This is a genomic window from Nesterenkonia rhizosphaerae (genome assembly GCF_039544555.1).
GTDB classification, from domain to species: Bacteria; Actinomycetota; Actinomycetes; order Actinomycetales; family Micrococcaceae; genus Nesterenkonia; species Nesterenkonia rhizosphaerae.
On the sequence record NZ_BAABLW010000005.1, the window covers coordinates 173,638 to 186,538 of the forward strand.

Consider the following 12,901-nt stretch of genomic DNA (forward strand, 5'->3'; position numbering starts at 1 on the left):
GTACGGAGCGGAAGAGCATCATATGTCGGAGCGCCGAGTGATTCGGAACATCCCTGCACACCAGGTAAGTGCGCAGGGGGATCTCCGCCCTACGTGCCGAGAGCGTGGTGCCAGCACTATCGAGTACGTGGCGATGACGGTGCTCACCGGAATCCTCGTGCTGGCGCTGATTGCCGTTCCTGCAGCCCCGCAATTGCGCGGCACCATCAGCGATCTCATCTGTGAGATCACCTCATATCTGCCCGGAGGCGGCGGAGGTGAGTGCGGGGGAGACCTCCTCACCGAAGAGGATTTTCAGACTCGCTGCACTATTAGTTCAACCTCGCAAAATGCTGGGTCCACCGTAGATATCGCATGGGTTTCTCTGGGCGGAGACGCCGGGCTCTCGTGGAAGGAATACAGTGACGGGGAGTTCCACGTCACGATCATGGATGGGTATTCAGCCGGTGCGAACGTCAATACGGGCGTGACCTGGGGTGAGAACGTTACCGTCGGCGGCGCCAGTGCCAATGCGGGTATTGAACTGGGATACGGCAACGGCGATACCTGGGTGTTTGACGACCGTGAAGAAGCTCAAGCTTTTGTTGACGACATGCAGGGCTATGTGGATTCCAACTGGAACTACGTACCAGTGCTCGGACCGATCTTTAACAGCCCCCCTGAGCCGCCGGGGGAACCCAATGTGACTCACCATCAGTTCAGCCTTGAAGGCGACGTCGGGGGCAACGCCTCCTTGCGACCTGGCTTTCAAAGCGACAAAGACGAGGACGGAAACCGCCAGCATTCTGGTTCATTCAGTCATGACTGGCTGCCCTCAATCAGCGGCAGCGCCTCGCTGAACGGCAATGTCAACGTCGCCACCACCCACGGCGAAGACCCAGCGGATACGACACGGGCATACACTTTCACCGGTAATTTCTCAGCTCAGGCTGGCGGTGGAGTATACGAGTGGGATTTTGATCCCCAGTATCAGGTGGAACAGTCGTTTACCGTGGTCGAAGATGCCAACGGCGAGATTATCGGCCTGACCTTCACCGCAGGGACCGTGACGGGAACCAGTGGTGACTACACCAGCGAGGTGTACTCCACGTCCATAGATATCGAGTCTGACGCACAGCGTGAAGTGGTCATGGATTGGATGAGCGATCCAGTGGGTGGCCTGCCAGCCGGAGTGCTTCCCAACGCTCAGGGAATTACAGAACCACCAGAGGACCTGAGCGGAAGCGCTCAGTACTACCCCACCCCCGATGGCAGCCAGAGCCTCAATCCCCTCGAGCAGCTGATGTATGAGCGCGGAGTCACCACCCACGATGTGCATTCCGGCGTTTCCGAAGATGGTGGTTTTGGGTTCCGTGCGAAGATTCTCGGGGTTGGCGGGGGTTACGGACGAAACACCGGATCTAGCGAAGAGACTCTCGAAGAATCGAATTATCTTGCCCCTCCCGACTACCCTGGTGGATCTCGCGAATTCCAACCGAACCCTAACTGCTAATACATCTGCTGAAAGGACCCAAACGATGAGAAGAGGCAGCATATTGCTGGGCTTGGCTGGTGTGCTGATGGTGAGCTCAGCTAGCTGCGGCAGCGACGGCGGCAGCGGGGACAGCGCGGCCAATACACACGTTGGACCGGTCAGCTTCGAGCTTCCTGACGGGATCCAGGAGGCCTACCGGGACGCAGAGCGTGAGGGCGGCTGGGTTGCCGAGTACGTTGACAACGAAGAAAGCGCGGGAGCATTCATCGGGGTCTGGCGCTTCAGGGAGACCCCTCCATCGGCAAGTGCGGCTGCAACCGAGATGGCTGTGCAGGTGCGTGCTTCGGGAACCCACCCCGGGATCAGCACGAGTGAGGGCGGGGATGTTGACATCCCAGGAGCTGAAGATGCTTCCATCGTGAAGTTCACCCTGGAGGATTCAGCTGAGAACATCTCTGGCCGCTGGTGGATGCTCGTGGATCCAGAGCAGGATGTCGCCGTCACCGTGGAGTATTACGGCAGCGACGTCACTGAAGAAGACCTCGATCGTTTTCAGGAATCTCTGACATTGGACTCAGAGCAGAGCTGGTGAAGATCAAGCGCAGGATGAGGAATAGGTAGATCATGGACTTATGGCGCGCCTGGCTCATCGCGGCGTCAGTGTTTCTCGGACTGAACTTCGTCTTGAGCATTACCGTCGGATACGCCAACTTCTACGTCTATGCGCTGTGTCCCTTGCTAGCGGGTTTGGCAGCTTCGCTTTATCACGCCGAACGCGGGGTGGGAGGCTGGCTTCGGCATCTCTTCGCCGTATTGCCAGCTCCCGCAGTCGCAAATGGCGTGTGGTCCTTGATGGTCGAGCAGCCCGACAGCCTTGGAGCCTGGGGTGTCTTTGTGCTGTCCATGGCCATCGCTGCAGGACTCTCGGCTTGTGGATTAGGGATTGCCATGCTGATCCGCTGGAAATTTGTTCAGACGTCAGTCGCCTGAGATCAGCCCACCATAGTCCGGCGGCATAAACGTGGGGTCTCCCAACCTCATCCCTTATTGTCAAGCTGCTGGCGCACCTCGGCTAGGCGTGCTGAGGCGCCGTCGAGCCAGCGCTCGCAGCGATCAGCAAGGGCCTCACCGCGCTGCCACAGTGCCAGGGACTCCTCCAGCGGTGCTCCGCCGGTTTCAAGTTTGGTGACCACCGTGATCAGCTCGTCACGGGCCTGCTCGTAGCTCATCTGCTCGATGTCATCGACCCTCGCAGTGCTGAAACCCTCGGTGCCGGAATCTTCAGTGCCAGATGCTTCTACGCTCATGCTCTCTTCTCCTCATACACTTCTGTGACGTCTGCATCGAACTCGCCGGAGGCCACCATGACCCGCACCCCGGCACCCGGGGTCAGTTGGGAGGCGTCGCGCACAATAGTTCGACCGTTTATATCTGAACCAGTACTGGTGGTTTGGACCACGGCATACCCGCGGTCCAATGTGGACTGCGGGGAGAGCCCGGTGACCCGGGCACGGGTATGTGACACCCAGTCAGCGGCACGGCCCACGGCAGCCTCCGCCGAGACCAAGGCACGACGACGAAGCCCGTTCAGCTCCTCTGCGCGGGTGGAGATCATAGTCTCCGGGCGCTGCAAGGCCGGCCGGGTGCGAATCGCGGCAAGTGCCTCATACTCACGGCTGATCATCCGCTGAACACCGGAGGACATGCGCGAACGGGCCTCCGTCAGTCCCGAACGCTCCAGGGCCTCATCCGGTACCAGCAGCTTTGCAGAGCCGGTCGGCGTGGAGGCACGCACATCTGCGACCTCATCCAGCAGCGGCCGATCCGCCTCATGCCCGATGGCCGAAACCACGGGAGTCTGTGCCTGGGAGACCGCGCGAATCAGACGCTCATCCGAGAAAGGCAACACCACTTCTTCCAGCGCGCCGCCGCCGCGGGCTATGACAATGACATGCACCTCAGGGTGCGCATCCAGCTCAACCAGTGCAGCTGCCACCTCAGCAGGTGCGGTTGGCCCCTGGGTGGCGACCTCGCGGATCTCAAACTGCGCTGCTGCCCACCGGGTGTGAACATTGCGCAGGATGTCCTTCTTCGCGTCTGAATCCCGGCCTGTGATCAAGCCAATGCGAGCCGGGAGTACCGGAAGGGGTTTCTTGCGGGCGGCGTCGAATAAGCCCTCCGAGGCCAGCTGGTGCTTCAGCTGCTCTACCCGCGCCAGCAGGTCCCCAAGCCCTACCGGCTGCATCTGCTGGGTCACCAGGCTCAGCCGACCTGATTTCTCATAGAGATTCGGCTTTACCAGCGCCACCACTCGGGCCCCAGGAGTCACCGTGCCTGCCAGTCCGCCAGCCACATTGCGCCAGGCCACGGCAGAGAAGGAAACCTCCTGCTCAAGGTCACGCAAAGTCATCCAGGCGGTACCGTTGCGCAGATTGAACTCCACTAACTGACCTTCCACCCAGGTGGGGGTGACTCGATCAATATGGGCGCGCAGCTTGCCGGAGAAATGACTCAGCGGCCAAGGAGTCTCCGGGGAGGTCTCCTGGGCTGAAGCGGGGATCGCCGAGAGCGGAAGTGGCTCTTTGGAGGCAGGCTCTTGGTAGTTCATACTCCTTAAAGACTAACCGCGGACACGGACAAAGGAACCGGAGGGCGAATGCGTCAGCTGCTCAGTGTGCTCAGCCTGGTGCTGGCCGGACTGCTCTCAGCGGCCACACTGGCCGGCTATCAGGTCGATCAGCTGCTGCGTACCGAAGAGCCTGTCCGCCAGATCGCTGGCGACCTGCCGCAGCAGGAAGAGTTCTCTGATGCTGTCTCCGAGATGATCGTCACCGACCTGACATCGCGGCTGCCGGCCGGCCTGGACCAGCATGTTCCCGGCGGAGTGGAATCTATGGTCTCTGGCATCATCGGCCCGCTGATCAATAATGAGCGGACGGTGGCTGCCTGGGATGAGACCCTGCAGACCACGCGGAGTACCTACACCGGCCAGCTGGAACGGCTCTTCGAAACTGGCAGCACCGGGGAACCGCAGGAACTAGCTATCGACGTCGACCTCTCGCCTGTCGCCGCTGCTATCACCGAGCCGCTGCGTGAAGGCCTGGAAAAGTCCCTGGGCTGGCTGCCGTTTATCGACACGCAGAGCTTCGAATTCCTGGCCCCAGAGATTGTGGTGGACATTGAGGCTGTCACCGATGAGGAAGCCGACCCGTACACCTGGGCCACGGCGGCCACCGCCAGCCAATACTGGGTCTGGTTCGGGATCGCGGCAGCCGCACTTGTGATCCTCGGCCTCATAATCGGACCCGGCAAGAGTCGCTGGATCGCCCTGGCATTGGGCGGGCTCACGGCTGCGGGTCTGGGCCTCTGGGTAGCGACCACCGCGGCCGCACCTGACTTCCAGCACCCTGCCCAGCTGCCCCAAGCCGCCGGCGTGATCCTGGAGCACGTGCAGACCCGCTATACCGAATGGTCTCAGCCGGCCTGGTGGATCTTCGCCGCTGCCGCCGGCTTCGTCGTCGTCATCGGTGTGCTCGCAGCAGTGGTGGCGCCTTCGGCCTCAGCGCGTCGTCGTCACCTGTGATTGTGCTTCTCAGCTGTGAGAACAGACACCTCAGGCCGCCCCGGGGAGAGTCTGTTCAGGTCTGGCCGCTAAACTTCACCCCATGACCACCGCCACCCAGGCCGCCCCCGAAACCTCCGCCGAGCAGCGCCGCAAGCACATATCGGTGCCTACGCCGATGGTGCCGCGCAAACGTCGCAGCCCTGGAGAGATCGCTGCGGACTCCACCGTGGAAGGTCCGCGCAAAGTGCTGTTGGCCGCCCCGCGCGGCTATTGCGCAGGCGTGGACCGCGCCGTTGTCGCTGTGGAGAAAGCCCTCGAGCAGTACGGTGCCCCGGTGTATGTGCGTAAAGAAATCGTGCACAACCGGCATGTGGTGGAGACCCTGACCGAGAAGGGCGTGATCTTCGTTGAAGAGGCCGACGAGGTCCCTGAAGGCGAGCTGCTGATCTTCTCAGCCCACGGGGTCTCACCTGCGGTCAAGGATCTGGCTGCCTCCCGAAGCTTGCAGACCATTGACGCCACATGCCCGCTGGTGACCAAGGTCCACCGCGAGGCGGTGCGATTCACCACCAAGGATGACTTCCACATTCTGCTTATCGGCCACGACGGTCACGAGGAAGTAGAAGGCACTTACGGCCACGCCCCGGAACGCACCACCATTGTCAACGGCCCATGGGAAGTGGATCAGATCGAGGTGCCGGACCCGGATAAGCTGATCTGGCTCTCGCAGACCACCCTTTCGGTGGATGAAACCATGGAGACCGTCAAGAAACTGCGCGAGCGCTTCCCGAACCTGCAGGACCCGCCCAGCGACGATATCTGCTACGCCACTTCCAACCGCCAGGCCGCCATCAAGAAGATCGCCCCGGAAGCTGATCTGGTCATCGTGGTGGGCTCCGCGAACTCCTCAAACTCCGTGCGGCTGAAAGAGGTCGCCCTGGAATACGGAGCCAAGCGCGCTGAGCGTGTGGACTTCGCCAACCAGGTGGATGAATCCTGGTTCACCGATGCCCAGACCATCGGCGTCACTTCGGGCGCTTCAGTGCCGGAGGTATTGGTCCAGGACGTGCTGCGGCTGCTGGCCGAATACGGCTACGGCGACCCGGAGGAAGTGGTCACCGCCGAAGAAGACATCGTCTTCTCGCTGCCCAAGGAGATCCGCAAGGCTCTGCAGGAGGCAGGTCACGACGACGTCGGCCGAGGCGGACGCAAGCGCACAGCCTGCAGCGACTGAGTTAGTTCCGCGGGCGGGGAAACCCCGCCACGCTCTCGGCCGCGTGCAGTGGCCGCGGCCTTCACGCCTGAAGGGTTCCGCGGGCGGGGGGCTTCCCGTTCGGTCACGCAATGTGACGTGAGTTTGCTGTGTTTTCGCGTGATCGATGGCCCAGATGCGGTCATAACGCGTGACCGAACGAAGTGTCCAAGACCGGACAGGGCATGGCGCGTCGTAGGTCAGGGGGAAACCCCGCCGCTGACCTGCGGCGCTGGTCTACGATGAGCCCATGACTGTTGTGGGCACCGTCGCCGTCATCGTGCTGGCCGTGCTCATCGGAACTATCCTGCAGCGTCTCTCGGGCACCGGCGTCGGGCTGGTGGTCGCCCCGGTGCTCTCGATCCTGCTGGGCCCTGCCCTCGGGGTGCTGATCACCAATATGACCACAGTGGTCTCCGGGTTTCTCATTATGCTCAGCGTCTGGCACGCGATCAGCTGGCGGAAGTTCTGGATCATCGCTCCCGCAGCAATACTGGGTGCTATCCCGGGAGCATGGTTGGTGGGACAGCTCTCGGCAGGATGGCTCTCCATCATCCTGGGCAGCATCGTCGTCGCCGCTCTGCTGGTCACCGTAAGTTTCCGGGCATTGCCCCAATGGGCAGGGCGAACGCCAGCCCTGGTCGCCGGACTCTTGGGCGGGTTCTTCAACACCACCTCCGGTGTCGCAGCGCCTGTGATGGTCATCTACTCCCGGCTCTCACGGTGGCAGCAGGCCTCCTTCGCAGCCACCCTGCAGCCTATTTTTATGACCATGGGCGCAGCATCGGTGATCACCAAACTGGCCATGGGATCAGTGGTCACCAACGGGGAAGCGGGCCTACCTCTGGGCTGGCTCTTCCCCGGGATTGTGCTCACCGTCCTGCTCGGCATCCTCCTTGGTACCAAGCTCTCCAGACGCGTCTCCGCCTCGGCCGCCCGGACACTGGCGATGACATTGGCCGGGCTGGGCGGGGCCGGGGCGATCGTGCGCGGACTCATCGAGGTGCTCTGAACCCGATGCACGCCATCCCCTACGACGACGACGGACACCCGCCCGGTAGCCAGGCCTACCGCCGTCTGCTCATCGCCCTGTTCTTCATCGGCGTGGCCACCTTCGCCCAGCTCTACTCGCCCCAGGGTCTGCTGCCGATCATCGCGGTCGAACAAGACATCACGGCAGATCAAGCTGCACTGATGGTCTCAGCTGCCACCCTGGGTCTGGCGCTGGGAGTGATCCCCTGGTCCTATATCGGCGATGCAGCCGGACGTAAACCCGCAATGGTCTGGGCGATCAGCCTGGCCTGCCTGTTCGCCGTGCTCACCACTGTGGCGCCTAGCTTTACCCTGGCGCTGACAGCCCGGTTCTTCGAAGGCTTCATGCTCGGTGGAGTGCCTGCCCTGGCGGTGGCCTACCTCAACGAAGAAGTCAGCTCGAAGGTCGCCGCCGTCGCCGCGGGCACCTATGTCTCAGGCACCACCCTAGGCGGACTGGCGGGACGCATTATCGCTGCCCCTATCGGAGAACAGCTCGGTTGGAAGCTGGGCATGCTGGTCGTCACTGCCCTGGCGGTGATCTGTGTGTTGGTCTTCTTGCGCATGGCACCGGCTGCGCTGCGGTTCACTCCGCGCCGTACCGGGGTCAGTGAGGCACTGGGGGCACTCTTCGGCAATCTGCGCTCCGGGGCGTTGTGGGTCATCTACCTGCAGGGCTTCCTGACCATGGGCGGGTTCGTGGCGATGTACAACTATTTGGGTTTTCACTTAGCCGGGCCGCCGTTCCTGCTGCCTATCTGGCTGACCTCCTTGGTCTTCCTGGCCTACCTGGCCGGGACGTTGTCCTCGCCGCGGGCTGGTCGTATGGCCTCGCGCTGGGGGCGCAAGAAGGTGCTGCTGGCCGGCAACTTCATCACCATGACGGGCACTGCGCTGACCTTGGTGTCAGAGATGTGGGTCATCATTGTGGGCATGGTGGTGCTTACCGGCGGTTTCTTCGCCGCTCACGCCGTGGCGTCCGGGTGGGCAGGAGCCCGGGCTGTGGCGGGCCGGTCCCAGTCAGCATCCCTCTACAACCTCGGCTACTACGCAGGCTCCTCCGTCTTCGGATTCCTCGGGGGGACGTTCCTGCACCAGGCGGGCTGGTCAGGCACCGTGGTCATGGTGTTGGTGCTGACGGCCCTGGCAACAGCGCTAGCGGCTCTAGTGCTGCCGAAGAACTAGACCAGAACTTCGCGAGAAGTCTGCTAGTGCGACGCCGTTGGCCGGTGCATCACGTCAGTCGCTCGTGAATACTGTGCCTGCATGGTGCTATTCTCACTTGGTGCCGATGTGACTCCTGACACAGGGGCGGATTGGTGGACCTCGAGATCTGATGAAACGGAGTGGATGCAATGATGCCCCCACGTTCCCGGGTGACCGGTGACCATCTGAAGAAATACGACCCACGGACTCAGTCCGAGCAGGAAGCGGTTCAACCCTCTGCTGGTGCCCGCGCGGAGGGTCTGGAGCGGCCCACCATCTTGCGTCGGCTCATTGGTCTCTCCGGTGGTGTCATCGCTGCTCTGCTGGTGTACTTCGCGATGCCCGGTGACCTTGAGGTCTGGCCCCGGCTGACGGCAGCCACGGCAGTGCTGATGGCCGTGTGGTGGATGACCGAGGCTATCCCGATCCCCGCGACGGCGCTGCTGCCGCTGATTATCTTCCCGGTGCTGGTACCTGCCACTGACTACGGCAGCGGGGACGAACCGGCCGGGGGAGTGGCCTTCGATGACGTGGGCGCAAGCTACGGCAACAACATCATCTTCCTCTTCATGGGCGGCTTCATGCTGGCTTTGGCCATGCAGCGCTGGAACCTGCACCGGCGTATCGCCCTCGTGACGCTGCGTGCCATGGGCTCAAAGCCGGTGAACCTCATCGGTGGCTTCATGATCGCCACCGGTTTCCTCTCAATGTGGGTCTCCAACACCGCTACTGCTGTGATGATGCTGCCCATTGGTATCTCCGTGCTGATGCTGGTGCAGAAGATCCTCAAAGGCGAAGATCCTGCCGGCGCCGATGTGCACAGCGAAGAAGCCCAGGAGGAGGGCAAACAGGAGGCCATCAAGTCCAACTTCGGCACCGCACTGATGCTCGGCATCGCTTATGCCGCGTCGGTCGGCTCCCTGGGAACCATCATCGGCACCCCTCCGAATACCCTGCTGGCTGGCCATATGGCAACTAACCATGACCTGACCATCGGCTTCGGGCAGTGGATGCTTGTTGGTGTTCCGATCTCCATTGTGATGCTGGTGGCCACCTGGCTGCTGCTCACCCGGGTGATCTTCCGCCCCGAGATCGACCATATCCCGGGCGGCTCGGACCTCATTAAGGAGGAGCTGCGCAAGCTGGGGCCGATGAGCGCAGGTGAGCTTCGGGTGCTGATCATCTTTGTCCTGGCCGCAGTCTCATGGGTCTCGATCCCGCTGATCGCTGACGCCATGGACGCTGAGCCGTTCATCTCCGATGCCGGCATCGCGATGGTGGTGGGCTTGCTGCTCTTCTTGCTGCCCGGTGGTGCCAATAAAGGCGTCCGGCTCCTGGACTGGGAGTACGCCGCCAAACTGCCGTGGGGCGTGCTGCTGCTCTTCGGTGGTGGACTTGCACTCTCCGGGCAGTTCGGGTCCTCTGGTCTGTCCACATGGCTAGGCACTCAGATGGAAGGCCTGGCCGGAATCCCGGTCTGGGTTCTGGTGCTCATCGCAGCGGTGGGTGTCCTTCTGCTGACCGAGATGACCTCCAATACTGCGACGGCGGCAACCTTCCTGCCGGTGGCCTCCGGTGTGGCTATGGGCACCGGTGTCGATCCTTTGGTGCTGGCCGCACCGGTGGCTCTGGCCGCCACCTGTGCGTTCATGCTGCCGGTGGCTACTCCGCCCAACGCCATCGCTTACGGTTCCGGGTACGTGACAATCGGCCAGATGGTCAAGGGCGGTGCGCTGCTGAACCTGGTGGCGATTGTGGCGATCACCTTAGTGTCTATGACCCTGTTGGTCTGGGTCTTCGGGCTGACGATCTAGTTCCCGGCATAGGGGCTGGTCACAAGCTACTGGTCACAAGCTGCTGGGCTCAGGTGCTGGGCCCAGCAGCTGTCGCCGACTCAGCGTCTGTGTCTGCTGCCGCCAGGCGCGGTCCCAGTGCATTGACCTCCGCACGTACTGCTGTGGGGGTGACGGTTTCGCCCAGGTCTTGGAGTCCGGCAGGTTCCGCTGACTCAGCCACCTGGAGCCGGCCCATGGCCTCGACCTTGGGAAGCACCTGGCGCTCAATATTGCCGATCAGCCCGTTATAGGCCTCTACTGCCTGACGGAGTCGGTCCCCGGTACGTCCGAGGTGTTCGCTCATCTTCTCCAACCGCCGGTACAGGTCCCGGGAATGCTCCACCACCTCGGCGACATTGGCGGTCAGCCGCTCCTGCCGCCAAGCCGCGGCCACCGCCTTCAAAGAGGCCAGCAATGAGGCCGGCGACACCAGCGTCACCCCTTTGGAGAGGGCATCATCAAGGAGGTTGCCATCGGCTTCCAAGGCCGCCGAGAGCAGCGATTCCGCCGGCACAAAGCAGAATACGACGTCGGGGGAGAGATCCACCGCCTGCCAGTACCGTTTCTTGGAGAGCTCATCTACCCGCTGACGCAGGGCACGGGCCTGGCTTGCCGCATCTGCAGTGCTCAGCGGGGCTTTGGCATCGACCACAAGCTGTCGTCCGCCAGGCAGGTGCACCACCATGTCTGGCCGAAGCAGGTCTCCCGCTTCGGTTCGACGGGAGTGCTGCTCAGTGAAATCGACATGGGGCAGCATCCCCGCTGACTCCACCACGCGACGCAGCTGAATCTCGCCCCAGTGGCCTCGTGCGGACGTTGAATGCAGGCTGCCCAGCAGCGCCTGGGTGGACTCGATGATCCGCGCGTCACTCTGCGCCGCAGCTGTGAGCTGCTGGGAGAGCTTTGAATGCTGCTGGGCACGCTCGGTTTCCAGCTGCTGGATTTTCCGCTGCATCTCCGTGACGCCCTGGCGCACCGGATGCAGCATCTCCAGCAGCGACTCTCGTTCCCTGGCGGACTCGGCTTCTTCAGCACGATGCCGCTGAATCTCGCTTAGCCGCCCGCGCGCATCGGCCAGTTGCTGCTGGCTGATGCTGAGTTCCTCGCGCAGTTGATCAATCTGTTGGTTGGCGGACTCCAGTTCTATGCGCGGCGCAGCGGCGCCGTCGTCCCCGCGCTGCGCCCACCGCCAGGCTGCGAAGGCACCCAGCGCAAGCCCCAGCAGCAGACCAGCGAGCAGGCCAAGAAGAATCTCCATCCAATGCATAAGGACAGGCTCCCATGAGCCACTGACATCCTTTGGTGCCCACACCGCAGTGATTCGCTGAAGGCCTTTTAGGTGCAGCGTGTAGGCGTATCTGATAGAGATGAGACCAGGGGACGCGGAGAGGACATCTATGGCAACGCGTGCAACAGATCCGCTGCCACCGCTTGACGTGAACCTCAGCGGTTTCACCGGTCCAGACGCCGGAGCAGATCAGCCCTTCTCCAAGAACCCGCGCAAGCTGTGGCGGGTCAGCCGGCTCGGCTCACCACTGGAGTTGGAGCAGGTCCGCACTGCCCGGCGTTCAGGCTTCACAGGCGGGAAACAGCGTGGCAGCAAGCTCCTGGTTGCCCGAGCGGGGATGCTCAGCGAACTCCAGAAGCTTCTGTGGGCGCATGTGGCTGGCGCTCCCATTGCGGATCAGCGTGCGGTCAATGCTGCCCTGGCGGCCCGAGTGCCGCGCCGCAGCCCCGCTGAGGCGCAACGACGCAGCGAGCTGTTCTCCCCGGAGGTGGAGGAGCAGCTTAAGCAACTGCCGCGGGGACCACGGATCCTGCTGGTCCTGCAGGGTATGGACGCCTCCGGCAAGGGCGGGGTGGTGAAGTCAGTGGTCGGTGCCATGAACCCGCTGGGTGTGGACGTGGCGGCTTTCGGCAGGCCAACCGCTGCACAACGTCGGCAGCACTATTTGGAACGCGTCATCGCGCAGCTTCCCGAACCCGGTCATGTGGGGGTATTCGACCGCTCGCACTATGAGGACGTACTGGTACCTGCTGTCTCCGGAAGCCACAGCGAAGATCAGGTCGCTGAACGGGTTGAGACGCTGCTGCTCTTTGAACAGGAACTGGCACGGCGCGGATTCGTGATCATCAAGGTGATGCTGCATCTGTCCCCGCAGGAGCAGCTGGCACGGTTGCTCTCCCGGCTGGACAGCGAGCATAAGCAGTGGAAGTACGACCCATCCGACGCGGATGCGCGCGCCCAGGCGGATACCTACCAGAGGGTCTACGCGGCTCTGTTAGAAGCCACCGACGCCGCGTATGCGCCCTGGCATATCATCCCCGCCGACCGCAAATGGTACGCACGGCTGGCGGTCCAGGAACTGCTGATCGCAGCGTTGGCGGACCTGAACCTGCGCTGGCCGCCAGCCGACTACGACATCGAAGCCGAGCGGCGCCGGCTGCTGGAATAAAGCGCGGTCACTCCACCAGCCGGCGAGGAGATGAACATCGGGTGAACTAGGTGGGGCGCCGTCGTCGGCACGTCAGCTCGA

At 62.7% G+C, this 12,901-nt stretch carries 12 protein-coding genes; 9 read left to right on the forward strand and 3 right to left on the reverse strand.

The window, feature by feature from the left end; genetic code table 11:
* Nucleotides 1–22: 22 nt before the first annotated feature.
* From ABEA23_RS05105 to ABEA23_RS05115, 3 genes are read left to right on the forward strand one after another with little or no spacing between them, the layout of a single operon-like run.
* Nucleotides 23–1,492 (forward strand): hypothetical protein, encoded by a 1,470-nt coding sequence (locus ABEA23_RS05105; RefSeq protein WP_345476989.1) that lies wholly within the window; start codon nt 23–25, stop codon nt 1,490–1,492.
* A 25-nt stretch (nt 1,493–1,517) separates the two neighbouring features.
* Nucleotides 1,518–2,066 carry a hypothetical protein gene (locus ABEA23_RS05110; protein WP_345476990.1) on the forward strand — a complete coding sequence of 183 codons (549 nt, stop codon included), beginning with the start codon at nt 1,518–1,520 and terminating at the stop codon, nt 2,064–2,066.
* Nucleotides 2,067–2,098: 32 nt separating this feature from the next.
* On the forward strand, nt 2,099–2,464 hold the full coding sequence (locus ABEA23_RS05115) for a hypothetical protein (protein WP_345476991.1): 366 nt from the start codon (nt 2,099–2,101) through the stop codon (nt 2,462–2,464).
* 47 nt (nt 2,465–2,511) lie between these two features.
* On the opposite strand, the gene ABEA23_RS05120 is transcribed toward ABEA23_RS05115, so the two are convergent.
* Together ABEA23_RS05120 and xseA are read right to left on the reverse strand one after the other, a co-directional pair.
* Nucleotides 2,512–2,781 carry an exodeoxyribonuclease VII small subunit gene (locus ABEA23_RS05120; RefSeq protein ID WP_345476992.1) on the reverse strand — a complete coding sequence of 90 codons (270 nt, stop codon included), beginning with the start codon at nt 2,779–2,781 and terminating at the stop codon, nt 2,512–2,514.
* Nucleotides 2,778–4,082 (reverse strand): exodeoxyribonuclease VII large subunit, encoded by a 1,305-nt coding sequence (xseA, locus tag ABEA23_RS05125; protein WP_345476993.1) that lies wholly within the window; start codon nt 4,080–4,082, stop codon nt 2,778–2,780. The genes ABEA23_RS05120 and xseA overlap by 4 nt, the downstream gene beginning before the upstream one ends.
* A gap of 48 nt (nt 4,083–4,130) precedes the next feature.
* Here xseA and ABEA23_RS05130 point away from each other — a divergent pair, with 48 nt between their 5' ends.
* The 5 genes from ABEA23_RS05130 (at nt 4,131) to ABEA23_RS05150 (ending at nt 10,343) form a co-directional block, all read left to right on the forward strand.
* A complete protein-coding gene (locus ABEA23_RS05130) occupies nt 4,131–5,057 on the forward strand; it encodes a hypothetical protein (protein WP_345476994.1) in 927 nt (308 codons plus the stop codon).
* Between the two features lie 82 nt (nt 5,058–5,139).
* Nucleotides 5,140–6,273 carry a 4-hydroxy-3-methylbut-2-enyl diphosphate reductase gene (locus ABEA23_RS05135; protein ID WP_425577119.1) on the forward strand — a complete coding sequence of 378 codons (1,134 nt, stop codon included), beginning with the start codon at nt 5,140–5,142 and terminating at the stop codon, nt 6,271–6,273.
* Between the two features lie 268 nt (nt 6,274–6,541).
* On the forward strand, nt 6,542–7,303 hold the full coding sequence (locus tag ABEA23_RS05140) for a TSUP family transporter (RefSeq protein WP_345476995.1): 762 nt from the start codon (nt 6,542–6,544) through the stop codon (nt 7,301–7,303).
* Nucleotides 7,304–7,308: 5 nt separating this feature from the next.
* Nucleotides 7,309–8,508, forward strand: coding sequence for an MFS transporter (locus ABEA23_RS05145; RefSeq protein ID WP_345476996.1), 1,200 nt, complete (start codon nt 7,309–7,311; stop codon nt 8,506–8,508).
* Between the two features lie 173 nt (nt 8,509–8,681).
* Nucleotides 8,682–10,343: an SLC13 family permease gene (locus ABEA23_RS05150; RefSeq protein ID WP_345476997.1), complete on the forward strand. Its 1,662-nt coding sequence runs from the start codon at nt 8,682–8,684 to the stop codon at nt 10,341–10,343.
* A 49-nt stretch (nt 10,344–10,392) separates the two neighbouring features.
* On the opposite strand, the gene ABEA23_RS05155 is transcribed toward ABEA23_RS05150, so the two are convergent.
* A complete protein-coding gene (locus tag ABEA23_RS05155) occupies nt 10,393–11,631 on the reverse strand; it encodes a DNA recombination protein RmuC (RefSeq protein ID WP_345476998.1) in 1,239 nt (412 codons plus the stop codon).
* A gap of 130 nt (nt 11,632–11,761) precedes the next feature.
* Here ABEA23_RS05155 and ABEA23_RS05160 point away from each other — a divergent pair, with 130 nt between their 5' ends.
* Complete coding sequence (locus ABEA23_RS05160; RefSeq protein WP_345476999.1) at nt 11,762–12,820, forward strand: PPK2 family polyphosphate kinase; 1,059 nt, start codon at nt 11,762–11,764, stop codon at nt 12,818–12,820.
* The last annotated feature ends 81 nt before the right edge of the window (nt 12,821–12,901 follow it).